Origin of the sequence: Chitinophaga ginsengisegetis (genome assembly GCF_900168065.1) — a bacterium.
GTDB lineage: Bacteria > Bacteroidota > Bacteroidia > Chitinophagales > Chitinophagaceae > Chitinophaga > Chitinophaga ginsengisegetis.
This window is the reverse complement of record NZ_FUZZ01000005.1, coordinates 1-14,630: the sequence shown is the minus strand read 5'-3', so window position 1 is coordinate 14,630 and position 14,630 is coordinate 1. Positions and strand designations below refer to the sequence as shown.

Here is a 14,630-nt window from a genome sequence, read left to right as displayed (position 1 = left end):
TTATCTTATTGTACCAGTTTATCCAATTCTTTTTCCAGCTGATCTTTTTTATAGAAGTCCAGTGATGCGGCAATCTTTCCATCTTTCCCCACTATCACCACATACGGGATGCTGGTGATATTAAAGTTCTTCTGCACACCCGCACCTGCTTTGAAGCCGCCTTCTGTAAGTCCCTGCAGCCACTCCATTTTAGTTTCGTTCACAGCAGTTTGCCATTTGGCTTTATCGTCATCAACAGATACAGCTACAAATACCACTCCCTTCTCTTTAAACTTGTTGTAATGGTTCCGCATCTGTGGAATGTAAGCGCGGCAAGGAGCGCACCAGGACGCCCAGAAATCCAGCACTACAATTTTCCCGGTCATGTCCCCGATGGAAAAAGCGTGGCCGTTGGGATCGATCAGTTTCAGTTCCGGTAATGCAGCGCCTGCGCCGGTACGCTTAAATGATTCAATCTTGGCCAGCAACGCCTTTCCATGCCAGGTACTTTTCCCTGCAGGGTCCAGGAGATCATAACCTGCCTGTGCCTTCTCCGCTGTGGAGGCATTCCGCAGGGCCAGCCAGGCCGATAATTCCAGCGACGGGTTGTCCTTCACGTATTCCATAGGCGGCTTATTACTGTGCTGCTGATAGGTATAAAACTGATCATTCAACGGGCCGCCTTTGAAAGAAGTTCCTTTCAGTGAATCCAGGCTGGACTCAACAGTGTAGCTGGTATTTTCCAGGAATACCAGTACTGTTTTTGTACTCACTTTTAACTGCACCAGCTCCGGGTGTTCCAGTTTTCCGGAAAAGGTAAACTCGCCGTTGACGATCCGTACTCTTGGCGGCAGCATTACCGGCTTCCCTTCAGCATCAACATGTTCAAGGATAGCTACGTATCCGCTGATGACGCCCGTTACTTTCCCTTTGATCACAAACCCTTCTTCCGCCAGGCTGTATAAGGGCAGCAGCAGGAAGATGATTATTTTAATGATAGAACGCATATGAATGGTATCTTTTTAGTAAACAAAAAAAGGGCAACAGCACAGCGATAGTGCCGTTGCCCCTGGCGGAAGTGTTACCTCAAACAGTTTATTTAATTGTTTCCATTAATTTTTTATCCAGCGCATCGCCATAAAGATCCCTGGCAATTATTTTTCCGTCTGGTCCGATCAATATGTTGGAAGGAATGTAGCTGGCGCCGTAAGCTGCAGCTGCCGTATCGCCCCAACCTTTCAGGCTGGAGAGATTGAGCCAGTTCAGCTCGTGCTTTTCCATAGCTTTTACCCAGGCTTCTTTTTTGGAATCCAGCGAGATGCCTACCATCACGAAGTTTTTATTTTTGAACTTTTCATTGGCTGCTTTCAGGTAAGGGATCTGTGGTTTGCAGGGACCGCACCAGCTGGCCCAGAAATCTACCAGTACATACTTGCCTTTGAAATCTCCCAGCGATACCATTTTACCATTTACATCAGGGATGGTGAAAGCCGGCGCAGCATCACCGATCTTTATCTGGCCTGGTCTGCCCGGTGTTTCCCCTTCTTCATTCATCTTTAATGAAAGGAGTGACGGGTCTACTTTACCCGGGTTTTTCCAACGTTGCAGGATCCTGCCGGCTTTTGCGTGTTCACCGAGGCCATCGTAAAGCGCTTCCATCTCTTTATTATCCTTACTGAAATATACCGTGATGATATAACCGGTAACACCGGAATTCGGATGAGCCAACACCCATTTACGGAGTATATCTTTCTGCCTCTTTTCCACTTCGCTACCCTGTTTGCTGTAGGCTTCTGCAGCATCCTCATCACCTATTTCCATTGCTTTGTGGTATTTCTGTTCCAGCTCTGCAAACAACTTACCATCGCCTTTGTCCGGGGAAGTGAGGTCCATTACTTCTTCCCATTCCTTTACCCAGGAGTCGCCTGAAAAAGTGGCGTCTTTAAAATAACCGCCTTTCCCGGTGATGTTCATCTTTCCTTTTTCCAGGTACACCAATGCGCCGCCCAGTTCCGGGTTGCTGCCTATCTGCATAATATATACGCTTCCTCCTTTAGACATCGGCATCGTTAACCTGAACTGGTGGTTTTTAATGACGGTGCTGGCGGTATCACCGGAATAAGGTTCGTACAGGTTCACCACGGTATCATTCGGGGATTTATCCAGCCTGGCCGTAATGATAGCCACTTCCTCCTGCGCATACGCAGCAAAGCTTCCCATGCAAAAAGTGAGTGCAAACAGTTTTCTCATCATGATTAGTGCGTTTAAGTATTAGGCAATCATTACCGCAAAACGGGTGAAGCCTGTTGTTAATTAATTATAATTATGGCGCTACCGGGTTAGCCAGCATATCTTCCAGCACCGACAGGGTTTCAGCGAGGTAAATATCTTTACCCAGTTTCTCCAGCCACTCTTTGTAAGAAGCAGTATTAACAGCGTCATTCTTTTGCCGGGCCGGATTTATGTTTCTTAACATAGATGGCTGTACGGTCAGTACCTCTTTGCCTTTCAGCTCTTTGGCCTGTTGTATATTTTTCTGACATCCCGATATCTGTTGATAGGCAGCGCCGAACGACAATAAATCCAGCGGCGTGGGTTGTTCCTGCAACGTTTTTAACTGGCGCGTATTTGCGGCGATAGTGGCAAAGGCAGGATTTTGCCGCACCCGTATGCGTGCGTGTTGCACCACTTCCTGGTAATTGAAACCGAAAGTAAGCCGCTGATACGGAGGCAGGCCCACGGTATCGCATGTCAGCGCAGAAGAAAAATCTTTTTCCATAATGGATTGCAGCTCCATTCTATCCTGCAGCACAATATCAGGGATCACGCCTTTCAGCTGTGTGGATGATCCGTTAATGCGGTAAAACTTCTCCGTGGTAAGCCGCATGCTGCCATAGTTTACATCAGCAATGCCTTTCTCCGGATTTCCCATTTTACCGATATTGATATTCATCTGGGCGGTACCTTTTCCAAAGGAAGAAGAAGTGCCCACAATGATTCCGCGGCCGCGGTCCTGCATGGCTGCAGCAAATATTTCAGAAGCAGAAGCGCTGCTTTCATCTACCAGCACGGTTAATGGTCCGTCGTACAAAGGCTCAACAGCCGGAGAGGAATACATCCGGATACTGTCTTTCCCCCTGAGCCAGGTGATAGGGCCGGCGGGTACAAAGCAATAACCCATTGTTACCACTTCATCGAGCGAGCCGCCGGCATTGCCACGCAGATCCACCACAATGCCATCCACTTCCTGCTCCTTGAGCTTCTCAACTTCGCGGGCTACATCATTGGCAGATCCGTTTATTTTGGTGCCGGTAGGATCCATGTAAAAGAGGGGAAGGAAGATATAGCCAAAACGCTTTCCGTTCTTTTCAATCACGGCGCTTTTCGCCCTGTTTTCCTGGTCAATCACTTCATCTCTTTTTATCGTTACCGTTCTTTCTTTTTCACCAGGCTGCTGCAGCTTCATGGTAACGGCCGTTCCTTTTTCACCGCGGATCAAGCCGGTTACTTCGTTGGCAGGAAGCCCGTTAACAGGCAGCATCTCCCCTTTGCTGTCGGCAACGGCGATGATATTATCATTCTCCTTTACCTGCCCGCTGCGGTAAGCGGTACCACCCGGCAGCAATCTTTTTATGTAATAATCTGATTCTTTGGTACCTAGCTCTATGCCCAGTCCGTAGTAACGTTTGTTGAGCTGTTCGTTCATAAGCCGGTCCTGTGGCGCGGCATAGGTAGTATGCGGATCTATTTCAAACATGGCGGCGCTTACATACTGCGCAAATTTATCGTCGGCGCCACGTTGCCCGGTCGTCTGACGGAAATAATCACTGTACCATTTACGTACCTTTTCACGGGCTTTGGCTTCCAGCACCGGGTCAACGGCCGCGAGGTGTTTGGCAGTATCGCCTTTGGCTGCGCTCATTTCCATATAGTGACGCAGGGTATAATATTTCAGCAGCTTACGCCACAGTTCTTCCTGTTCCTGTTTGCTGGCGCAAAAAGGAAGATCTTTTCTCCAGGCCATTACCGTTTCTTTCTTTTTCAGATCGAAAGGCGTAGCCAGGATCTTCTGGCAAAGCCGGCCGGCTTCCCCTGCCCGTTGTTCATAGATCGCATAGGCTGCATCAAAAAAGGTAGTGGCGCCTGAGTTCAGCTGATCGTCGACCTGGTTCTTATACACCGCGAGGGCAGTTACATCTTCCTGGAGAAACAGGTTGCTGTTGGGGTCCAGGGTGTGCAGGAACCGGTTCCATACCGCCGCGGAATAGGCGTCGTCAATGGGTTTGGGATGGTAGTGCTTTTTTGTAACCTTATTGATAGCAGCAGTGATAACGGCGCTGCGGTATTCGGTACCGGCGGGCACCTGGGCATTCACTGTAAAGCCGGCAATGACAAACACGCCCGATAACAGGAGTTGCGCTCCTTTTAATGTTTTCATATAAAAATATTAATGCGGATAATATAATTAAGGTCTGTTGCCTATCGCCTGAAGATCTATCTGGTACTTGTTGAGAAACGTGGCGATAACAACGTCGTATTTCTTTCTTATCAATCCCTTTACATCTACCCGGCTGCTCAGCACCCCGGCTTCGAGTTCTTCTTTGGTATGACTGGTAATCACTTCAATGTATGCCAGGAAATCAGTTGCCACATTCAGCGCATTGGTATATGGCTCCACGATGCCTTCCTCCAGGAGTTTTGCAGGCAGCACCTGGCCATAGGCAGGTGGCGCCAGCGCTTTGAATGCATCCGGGATAATAGTGTTGTCGGTACGGAAGGTGCGTTCCATGTAGGCTCTGTGCAACCAGCCGCGGAGCTGCTTTCGTTGAGCCGGCGTTTTCTGCGCCAGGGTACTATCGGCCCAGCCAATAGCAAGCATGTTGCTGCTGGCGGAAAACCCCGTGGCAGAACGGGTAGTGCCGCTGCCAATATAAGAGGCGAGTAAAATCTTGTAAGGAAGCGTGGTTTTTAAAAACGCTTCCGGGTATACTTCCAGTAATTCTTCCCTGATAAACCGGAGAGTTGACGCCACATAGGCGGGATTAGCATTAAAAGCACTATCCGGCTTCTTGTCGTAATAGTTATACGCATAATCCAGCTGTGTAAATTTATACAGGATAAAGGTGTTGTATTTTTTATACCAGGCCACTATTGTATCATCGTAATCATGATTACCCTGTGGCAGCGTATATACGGGCGGGATAGGCTCCGGCGTTAATGCGGCCTCTTTGTTACAGGCTATCCCTGCTAACAGCACCAGTACCAGGTAGTATAATCTCATATATGATTATTTACAGTTGAAAGAAGTTATTCGGGTAAACGCTTACCCGCGAATAATGGATTTTGTGTTAATGCCGGGTTCCGCGATAATACATCGGTGGGTATTGGCATTACATATTGCGGATCCCGCGCCGGCAACCGGAATACCTGTACAGTTACCTGGTTGGGTGTAAAAATATGTTTGATCGATGGCATGCCGTAGCGTCTCAGATCAAACCAGCGGTGCGCTTCTTCGCGGTATAGTTCCCTGCGGCGTTCTGTTCTGCACATTTGCAGCAACACGTCTCCGGGCTTTACTGTCCACGGTGTGAAAGAGGCCCGGTCAATCCTGTTAGCGCGAAGAGTATTCAGACTTACCAATGCCTGGGCGGCTGCATTACCGTCGCCTGTTTTCCTGTATTTCTGGATGCAGGCTTCTGCACGGTTCAGGTAAGCTTCAGAGCTTCTCCACGAATTGGATAATTCGTTATTATGCCCGGAAACGGATGGAACATTCTTCATCTGTGAAAAATCGGGCGTCAGGAATTCTTTCATAAATTCCGGGTTTATATAAAATCCCGTTTGCTTGCGCAGGTCATTCTCTTCAAAACAATCCACCAGGTCGTGCGAAATTTCATATGCCTCTGAATAAGCGTATGGCAACTGTTCCTCTGCCTGTCCATAGTTCCAGATACTTTCAATATTAGATGGTCCTATCAGCATTTTATGCTCTATATCAGGCATCCCTCCCCAGGTGTTCAGGTCCATTAACTGCGGGTGATACTTCAGCACTTCATCAGCATGACTGATCGCTTTATCCCAGTCTTCCATATAAAGGAATACCCTGCTGGCCAGCAAATGGGCAGCTACATGCGAAATCCGGTAATATTCGCGGGTAGCTTTGTATTTATCCAACAAATAAATGCCGCTATCGAGATCACTCACAATCTGGTTGTATACCTCTTTCACGGTGTTCCTGCGGAGAAAAGCATCCGACAGGTCGGCTGTTTTCCTGATGGGCACGCCCGGGCTTTTGTCAGGTGTGGTAAGAGAATCATTATAGGGTTTTGCATAGATATTCACCAGCATAAAGTGATAGAGTGCCCGTAATGTGTAGGCTTCTCCTTTAAACTGGTCTTTGTCGGCCTGCAGGCCCGTTGAATTATCCATGTACTGAAGCGCCACATTTACGCCCAGCAGCAACTTATAGTAAGTGCTCCAGGTATTGAAATTGATGACATTGCCGGTAGCAGCAGTGGCGGGCTCCATATCTGGCTGCCACTGAAAGATGGGAGCGGCCTGGAATACTACATTTGAGTTGGCCAGGAGTGGTCCTGTATAGCACTGGGTATCATCATCCAGGAATACCATCCAGGGTTGCAGCAGTGTGGAATTGGTAGGGTATCCTTCATAATATAATATTTCTCCGAAATCATGGGTAGATTTAGGTATTACATCTGTTGGAGAATATTCCTGCAGGAACTTCTTACAGGACACTAAACACAAGGCGCCTATGATTACGAGCAACGATTTCTTCATGCTGTATTATTGAAATGAGTTACATTAAAAAGTAGCATTCAGGCTGAAAGCATACTGCCGGGTAAGCGGCAATGCACTGGTGCCAATTCCGTCAATTTCAGGGTCCTGCCCTTTTAGTTTCCTGTTGGCAACCGTAAAAACATTATTTATGGCCGCGCCAACGCTTAAATTCTTAATCCCGCTTCCCCTCAGCTTAGCAGCAGGAATGGTGTAGGTAAGATTCAGGTTGCTGCATCGCAGGTAGTTGTTACTGACTGTTCTCAAATCAGACATATTATAAGCTTGAAACGGATCCAGGGATATCTCTCCGGAGTTTGCAGCAGCACTGTTACTGATCACTTTATAGGGTATCACAAGCCGGTCCTGGTTGGCTAAAAGATCCATCATTACAGGAATATCTGTATGTAATTCGTCACCCGGTTTACGCCAGCGGTTCAAATAATCTTTGCTGAGATTGGTGAATGGCGCCGGCACCCCATTCAGTCCGTTTGTACGCGGGAAAGGATTATTGAGCCGTTTGCTGCTGCCAATACTAACGTAAAACAACATCACCGCTGAAAAGGATTTGTACCGGAACACCGGTTGAATACTTCCGGTGAAAGAAGGTTGAAGTTGCCCGGAATACACCAGGAAATCATCCGGATTGGACGTTTTTTCCTTGAGATCTAAATTCCTGAACGTTGGCAATCCATTATTGTGATTCAGCCCATTGTAGATATAAGAGTAAAAACCACTCACGGGTTTTCCGCGTAAGTGTCCAGTGCCATTAAAAAAGGAATTGTAGTCGTTGGGAATAATTTCATCAGATACCCGGTTACTGTTCCTGCTGGTAGTAAACGTAAAGGAGAGCGATGTGTTCCGCGATCTGATGGCATCTACATTGATCATGGCTTCCCATCCTTTGTTATATAACTCGCTTCCGTTCCTGTACATCATATCCATACCGTATTCGAAAGGGATCTCTATCATGTCCAGTACGTCTGTTGTTTTCTTCGAGTAATAATCAACATTCACCCGCAGGCGGCCATTGAACATGGCCACCTGGGTACCAAAATTCCACTGGTATGTTTTTTCCCAGCGCAACTCCGGGTAAGGCATGGTTTTTATGTGCAGGTAGGGTTTGCCGGTAATGGGATTTGTCTCTCCCACAACCGGGGAGTAAGTGGCCACCAGGTTAGGCCCCACTGCACTCACCACATTTCCCTGTGTGCCATACGAACCTCTCACCTGCCAGTCGCTGATCAGGGAACTTACGGGAAACCAGCTTTCTGAAGAAGCATTCCAGCGGGCAGCAATACTGTAATTGGGTAAGAACCTGGAGTTGGAATACTGCCCAAACCTGTTGGAGCCATCTGTCCGGATGGTACCGCTCAAAACATAGCGGTTCATCATGCTGTAAGCTGCCGTACTGTAATAAGAAACGGAATTGTCGATGGCTTCGTTGATCGTTTCTGAACTAAATAATTTTCTGCCCATTACCGTTGGAAAGAATGTCTTTCCCCGGTCCGGAAAGTATCCCGGTTCCCTGGATGTAAGGCCATTGGCGGTTTCACTTCTCACTTCATTACCCAACGTAAAATTAAACTGGTCGCGGTCCTTTCTCACACCGGCATTGTAATCTAAACTGTTCCTCATGCCGAGCGACATGCTCTTCTGATTCATCATATAGGCCATGCCACCTGTGGGCAAACCTGTCAACATCATTTCCTGCGTTGGCGTCACTTCCGAACTCCAACCGCGTAACGCAGCAATTTCATATGTTTGCTCATCAGCCGCGGTTAACCCGTCGGCGCCGCCAATAATCACATTGGAAGAATGGCGAAAGAATAATCCTTTCCTGATCTTATAATCCAACGATAAATTTAAACTGGAAGAATGGGTGCTGCTGTTGTTTTCAGAGTGACTGATTTCATTCTGTATATTATAAACATACGGCGGCCACTTTAACTGCACTGGCTGCCCGGCTATCATGTTACTGGGGGACTTCACCGGGTAAAAATCGTCCGGACTGTAGATGCGGCTTGTTTGCAGCGCATAGGTCAGCGGATTCACCGACTGGTAATACCCCGTGGATTTTATATAATTGCTTTGCATGGACAGGTCGAGGTTCAACCGTTTGCCGATTTGTGTGCGTACGCTTACATTCGCTGAATATGTTTTTTTGCCATCCTGTTTTGCAGCGCCGTTAAAGCCGCCGTAGCTCAGGGAAGCGTAATAGGTGGTTTTGCCGGCGCCGCCACTCATGCTGAGGGCATGCTGCATGCTCATCTGGTTCCTGAACAACTCCTTAAACCAATCGGTGTTCCGCGTTTGAATAGCGCCTACCTGTTCCTGGAATTCCGCTTCGGTGATTTGCCTGGCGTACAACTGCCTTAATAATCCTTCATATGAAAACCGTTCTTCGAACCCACTTGCATTTCCATTAAAAACTACGCCATCTTCTATCAATGATTTTGAGAAAGCTACCCGTTCTTTGGAATTCATCAGGTTTAACTGGTTGTAGGAAGGACGCGCCTGAAAAGATATATTTGAATTGTAGGTTACTTCCACCGGGCCAGCCTTTCCTCTTTTTGTCGTTACCACGATCACGCCGTTGGCCGCGCGGGTACCATAAATAGAAGTAGCCGCGGCATCTCTCAAAAAAGTGATGCTTTCAATATCATAGGGGTTCAAACCACTGATGGCGTTTCCCATCAGTTCATAGTTGGATTGGGAAGGACCGGTGAGCACATTATTCAACAGTGCTGAGGAGATATTAACCGGGTCAGGGCGTATCATACCATCGATCACCCAAAGCGGGGCGGCGTTACCGATTAAGGTGGAAGTACCCCTGATGCGCATAGTGGGCTTTGCATTCACGCCACCGGAGGTATTGATCACCATGAGCCCCGGTACTTTTCCCTGCAGCATCCTGTCCACCGAAGGCTGACCTGGCTGCAATATATCGGCTGCATTTAGTTTTAATACTGAACCCGTAGCCAGGCGGGGATCAATTTTCTGATACCCGTTCACCACTACCTCCTGGATTTCCCGGGCAATGGTATCCATTCTAAAAGAAATCATTTGTTCATCCGACGGTTTCACTTTATACAGCAGCGTTTTCATGCCTACCAGGGAAAGACTTACCTGTTCCTGCTCCCGGGCTACCAGCATAAACATCCCGTCGGGCTGGGTAATGGTCATTTCTTTGGAGGTAAGTCCTTTAACGCTTACCCCTGCCAGGGGCGATCCCTGCGGATCTGTTACCCTCCCCCTGATGATCACTGCCATACTATTACCCTTATCTGCGGACACTGTTTGTTCGTAGATAATGATCCCTCCCATTTCCACCATAAACTCCAAACCCGTATTCAGCAACACCTGTTTGAGCAGGGATTCCAGGGTAACCCCATTTACTTTAACCGTAACCGGTGGCTGTCGTTTTATCAGCTCACTGTTATAGGTAAAGCGGATATGCATCTGCGTACGCAGATCTTTCAGTACTTTACTCAGAGAGGATTTATTGGCTTCGTAAGAAATCTTTCTCGATAATATTCCCTGATCCGTATTCTCCTGCGCCAGTGCCCCGGTGCCGGTAAGGACCAGTAAAAGCAGTAACTGGTACGGTAACCGCATGACATAGCGCCGCGCTTCCTTCCAGCGGAAGGACAAGCCCAATAAATTTCTCATTCTGGTTTGGTATTATGGTTTAAGTAGCAACCTGTGGCTGCCTGCAATCTGATTGACTCCGGTTGATATTATTCCCTATTGACGTTTCATGATGTGCACTGTTTTGCCTTCCACCCGGAACCTTAAATTATTCATGCTATGGCTGATCTGGTTTAATACATCCTGTAAAACGGCCGGGCGGCGCATATCTAAAGTAAAACTTATTTTCTCAAGCGTTGGATCTTCAAAAACAAAAACATAATCATAATTACGGGCCAGGTAGCTGGTAATATCCAGCAGCGTGGCATCTTCAAAAAACAGGTCGCCTTCTTTCCAGGCGGTGAATACCCTGGCTTCCACAGTTCTTTTGTTCAGCGATCCGTTCTTATCATTATAAACGGCCTGCTCATCGGGTGCCAGCACGGTACTTTCCTGGCCGGCGGTTACCAGCAGCTTTCCACTGCTTAAGGTGGTTTGTATTTCCGGTCCGTAGGTATTTACGTTGAAGGCTGTACCCAATACTTTCATGGCTACTTTGCCTGAATATACCGTGAATGGCCGTTCTATATCGGCAGCCACGTCGAAATAGGCTTCTCCCTGCACATACACGTTCCTTGATGCGCCATTAAAGGCGGCGGGGTAGATCAGCCTGGAACCCGCGTTGAGCCATACTTTTGTGCCATCTGCCAGCTGTAGCGTGAACTGTAATCCACGGGGTACTTCCAGTGTATCCATGGCCGTTACCAGGGTACGGTTAGCGCCCGCGCCATAAACAAGTGACGACTGATCTGCTTTGATAGAGGCTATACCGTTGTTTTGAATAACCTGTGTGCTGCCACCGAGCGTTACCTCGTGGCCGTCCGATAACTTCAGGCGTACTTTCCCTGCGGGCGTTTCATTGGCCAGCTGCGGAGGGTGCTGCCTGTTGAGGAATGTCCACAATCCTGCCCCGATGGCCAATACCAGTACTGCTGCAGCTGCCAGTTTCACCAGCGTGAAACGGCGCGCCTGCCTGCGGTTCCTGGCCTGTACAAAATTTTGCCAGCCTTCTTCTTCCGGGAATTTCGCCGCTCCTATCCGCGACTGCATCTCTTTTGCTGCAGCCAGCATTGCCAGTTCCTCCTCATTCAGGGCTTCCCCGGCGCTGTCCCCATCCATCCGGTTCAGCAGCTTCTCCCAGTCTATTTCTTTATCATTTTCATTCATAACTTCGATAATAAAGGCAAACAAGTATGAAAAAAGGGTGAATGCCCGTCAATTATTTTTTAAGAAAAACAGGAAGGCGATGATTATATTCATCCACCGGCATTCTTTCCGTAAAAACTGCAGGGCCAGTTTTATCTGTGTTTTCACCGTATTAACAGAGATCCCAAGCGTTGCTGCGATATCCTTATATTTCAGTCCATCCCGGTTACTCAGCAGGAAGATCCGGCGGCGCTGTTCCGGCAGCCGGGCTACAGCGGCCCATAGCGCTGCATTGCGGTCTGCTTCCGCTTCATTATCTTCCAGCGGAAAGTGCTGCGTCATATTTTCAATAACGGCTACTTCCTCCAGCGATGTTTTGCCCGATTTCTTTAAATAATTCAGCGAAGCGTTGCGGATGGCTCGAACGGCATAACTTTTAAAATCGTGGGTAATGCGGATAATATGCCGCTTACTCCAGCAATAAAGAAAGAAATCCTGTACGATATCCCTGGCCGCATCCTCATCTTCAACCACATAGTACGCGGCTGTGCACAGGAAGGTGTAATGAAGTTTAAACTGTTCTTCAAAAGAAACTACTTCACCTGATTTTGGTTGGTACATAAACCACTTTGTAACTTCATTGTTATCCGCACAAAGTATAATAAAATCCGGATTTATTTCCATCATCTGTTGTCCTGCGTTATGCTGTTGCTGTTTTCTGCAGATAACCAAAGGCCGGCTGCCTTATTTAATCACCCCTGTTATCATAGGCAACTGAAAAGCGGAAAAGGGTGAAGGAGGGAGAAAAATTTTTTTATGGAGATGCAATCCCGGCTGCCCTGGTCAGTATGCACCAGGCGGAGCCGCCTGGTGAAGAAGTTTAACTTAACGGGTGCGTCCGCGTCTTGCAGCAAGCAGGCGAACATACCCCATCATTCCGGCAGATAACACCAGGCAGAAAAACGTACACACTACTACCGCCCATACCGGCATATCCGGCCGGAGTCCCATGAAATACTGCACTACTGCGTATCCCATGCCTCCTAACATAAACAGCATGGCTAAAGGTAAAATGAAATACAGCAGTATGATCATCCCGAAATTGAAGTAGGTGGCCATTTGCCAGCCCATTGCATATATGATACCAGCTATCGAAAAATACCCTATCACCAGTAACATCACCGCTGCCCCACTCATTAACAGGTACTTAGTGCCGGAAAATTCCCCGGCCGCCGACATACCGGGTTTGTAGCCCACGGTAACGGTCTCCCCGATCTCCGGCCTGCCGGAGGAGGATATATCTGTTTCCATTTCCACCGGCGTGCCGTCTTCCGTTGTGAACGCAACGGTGGAGCGATACATGATGGTATTTCTATTTTTGCTGTCTTTCGATACGTAAGAGGAAACGCTGACTACCTTCGCTTTGTACCGCGGCAGCGTAAAAGCATTCACCACAAAGCCACCCAATGCCCCTGCAAGCATGGATGAGAAACTAAGCAGGCAAAACACTATCAGTGAAACATAGCCGATGCCTATGCAACCGGGCTTCCTGCCAGGGTTACTCCGTTTTAATATTTTAACTGCTACCAGTACAGATAATACTACAAATGCAATGGCTGTCCAGCCGTAGCCTGTTATACGCAATAAGATGATCAACATAGATTCCAGGTTCCCGTAAACACCCATTTTTGGGGTATGTAATAATTTTTCAGCTTGTAATATAAGGATTTAAGACAAGCTATTGCAGGTGTTCCAATGCAAATTTAAAAACAAGGGTTCTACTGTACACCCAGCCATGCTACAGACACTTACAAATTATTGACCTGGTTAAATTTTTTGAGTGCCTCATCAAGGGCAACCCTTTTTTCGTTTGTTACACCAGACATCTTTAGCTTCTCCTTAACTTCTCTTCCTCCAGGCCTTCTTTACCCACCAGGATATGAAACGCACTGCTGTCTTTTTGAACGATTGCTTCCCTAAACGCTGTTGCCTTCTTGGATTTACAAGAGAGGAGGCCTACCATCAAAAAGATAACAATAAAAATATTCCGCTTCATTTTTGATTTCTTTTAACTTTGATTAAACCGGTTGCCTGTCATAAATATAAAAAAGTTATCTAACACCGGAAAACTCCAACCAACAAGCCACCACCGGAAGTACAATTACGAAATTATTCACCTGTGAGCATACGGGAAAACAAATATGCCGCTTTTGCCGCTTTTCGCCGGATGATGCCGGAAAGCGTCTGTTTCGGGGCAATGGATTTCCCGGTTCCTGACCCGTCCTGAAAAAACTATACACTAAAAAAAGTGTTATGTTAGTAGAACAAGGTCTTAAAAGTTCAGATTTAAGGACAAATCGTCGTCAAAAGTGTAGTAAACAATTAATAAAAGAGGCCGTGGCAAGCGTAGAATCAGGAGTAAGTTGGCAGGCCGTATGCGAACACTATGGGATATCAATGTCCAGTCTGGCCAACTGGATGCGTTTGTATGGCTCAGAAAAATATCAGCAAAAGAAACACCGCTCTTTTACAGTCCAGCAGAAGAGAAGTATTCTCCGACATATTGAACAGGGGGAAATGACGATCCGGCAAGCCATGTCCGTATATAACATTTCAGGACCCTACACTATCTATAATTGGCAGCATAAGTACCGGCAGGAGGATACAGCTTTAATCGCTACAAATCCATCTATTATGCAACAATTGCCGACCAGCGCAAACTTACCGGACCCCAGATCCCAGGAATTAGAAAAAGCTTTGGCAGAGGCAAAGTTAAAAATAGCAGCTTTGGAAACGATGATTGACCTGGCTGAACAGCATTTTAAAATTAAGATTAGAAAAAAATCTGGCGCCAAACAGTCACCCAAATGAGACAGGATTATTCCAGAGTGGCATTGGCCACTCTATGCGGATTGTTTGGCAAAACCAGGCATAGCTGGTATGAATACAGCTGGCATAATAAACAAGTACTGCTTACAGATGAACTGGTTTTATATTACGTAAATCAGATCCGCGCACAA

At 47.3% G+C, this 14,630-nt stretch carries 11 protein-coding genes; 1 reads left to right on the top strand and 10 read right to left on the bottom strand.

Features of this window, described 5'->3' with window-relative positions:
- Window positions 1-5: 5 nt before the first annotated feature.
- The 10 genes from B5Z18_RS26140 to B5Z18_RS32600 all read right to left on the bottom strand — a co-directional run bounded on the left by B5Z18_RS26140 (window position 6) and on the right by B5Z18_RS32600 (window position 13,666).
- Window positions 6-986 (bottom strand): TlpA disulfide reductase family protein, encoded by a 981-nt coding sequence (locus tag B5Z18_RS26140; protein ID WP_079472512.1) that lies wholly within the window; start codon window positions 984-986, stop codon window positions 6-8.
- Window positions 987-1,074: 88 nt separating this feature from the next.
- Window positions 1,075-2,232: a TlpA disulfide reductase family protein gene (locus B5Z18_RS26135; protein WP_079472511.1), complete on the bottom strand. Its 1,158-nt coding sequence runs from the start codon at window positions 2,230-2,232 to the stop codon at window positions 1,075-1,077.
- A gap of 70 nt (window positions 2,233-2,302) precedes the next feature.
- Window positions 2,303-4,417 (bottom strand): carboxy terminal-processing peptidase, encoded by a 2,115-nt coding sequence (locus B5Z18_RS26130; RefSeq protein WP_079472510.1) that lies wholly within the window; start codon window positions 4,415-4,417, stop codon window positions 2,303-2,305.
- A 27-nt stretch (window positions 4,418-4,444) separates the two neighbouring features.
- Window positions 4,445-5,260 (bottom strand): hypothetical protein, encoded by an 816-nt coding sequence (locus B5Z18_RS26125; protein ID WP_079472509.1) that lies wholly within the window; start codon window positions 5,258-5,260, stop codon window positions 4,445-4,447.
- A 26-nt stretch (window positions 5,261-5,286) separates the two neighbouring features.
- Window positions 5,287-6,777: a RagB/SusD family nutrient uptake outer membrane protein gene (locus tag B5Z18_RS26120; protein WP_079472508.1), complete on the bottom strand. Its 1,491-nt coding sequence runs from the start codon at window positions 6,775-6,777 to the stop codon at window positions 5,287-5,289.
- 24 nt (window positions 6,778-6,801) lie between these two features.
- On the bottom strand, window positions 6,802-10,446 hold the full coding sequence (locus B5Z18_RS26115; protein WP_079472507.1) for a SusC/RagA family TonB-linked outer membrane protein: 3,645 nt from the start codon (window positions 10,444-10,446) through the stop codon (window positions 6,802-6,804).
- A gap of 75 nt (window positions 10,447-10,521) precedes the next feature.
- Window positions 10,522-11,631: a FecR family protein gene (locus B5Z18_RS26110; RefSeq protein ID WP_143313710.1), complete on the bottom strand. Its 1,110-nt coding sequence runs from the start codon at window positions 11,629-11,631 to the stop codon at window positions 10,522-10,524.
- Window positions 11,632-11,679: 48 nt separating this feature from the next.
- Window positions 11,680-12,231, bottom strand: coding sequence for an RNA polymerase sigma-70 factor (locus tag B5Z18_RS26105; protein WP_159454436.1), 552 nt, complete (start codon window positions 12,229-12,231; stop codon window positions 11,680-11,682).
- Window positions 12,232-12,495: 264 nt separating this feature from the next.
- Window positions 12,496-13,269 (bottom strand): hypothetical protein, encoded by a 774-nt coding sequence (locus B5Z18_RS26100; RefSeq protein ID WP_143313709.1) that lies wholly within the window; start codon window positions 13,267-13,269, stop codon window positions 12,496-12,498.
- A gap of 229 nt (window positions 13,270-13,498) precedes the next feature.
- A complete protein-coding gene (locus tag B5Z18_RS32600) occupies window positions 13,499-13,666 on the bottom strand; it encodes a hypothetical protein (protein ID WP_159454435.1) in 168 nt (55 codons plus the stop codon).
- Window positions 13,667-13,923: 257 nt separating this feature from the next.
- Here B5Z18_RS32600 and B5Z18_RS26095 point away from each other — a divergent pair, with 257 nt between their 5' ends.
- Window positions 13,924-14,481, top strand: a complete 558-nt coding sequence (locus tag B5Z18_RS26095) for a transposase (protein ID WP_079472503.1) — start codon at window positions 13,924-13,926, stop codon at window positions 14,479-14,481.
- Window positions 14,482-14,630: the final 149 nt, after the last annotated feature.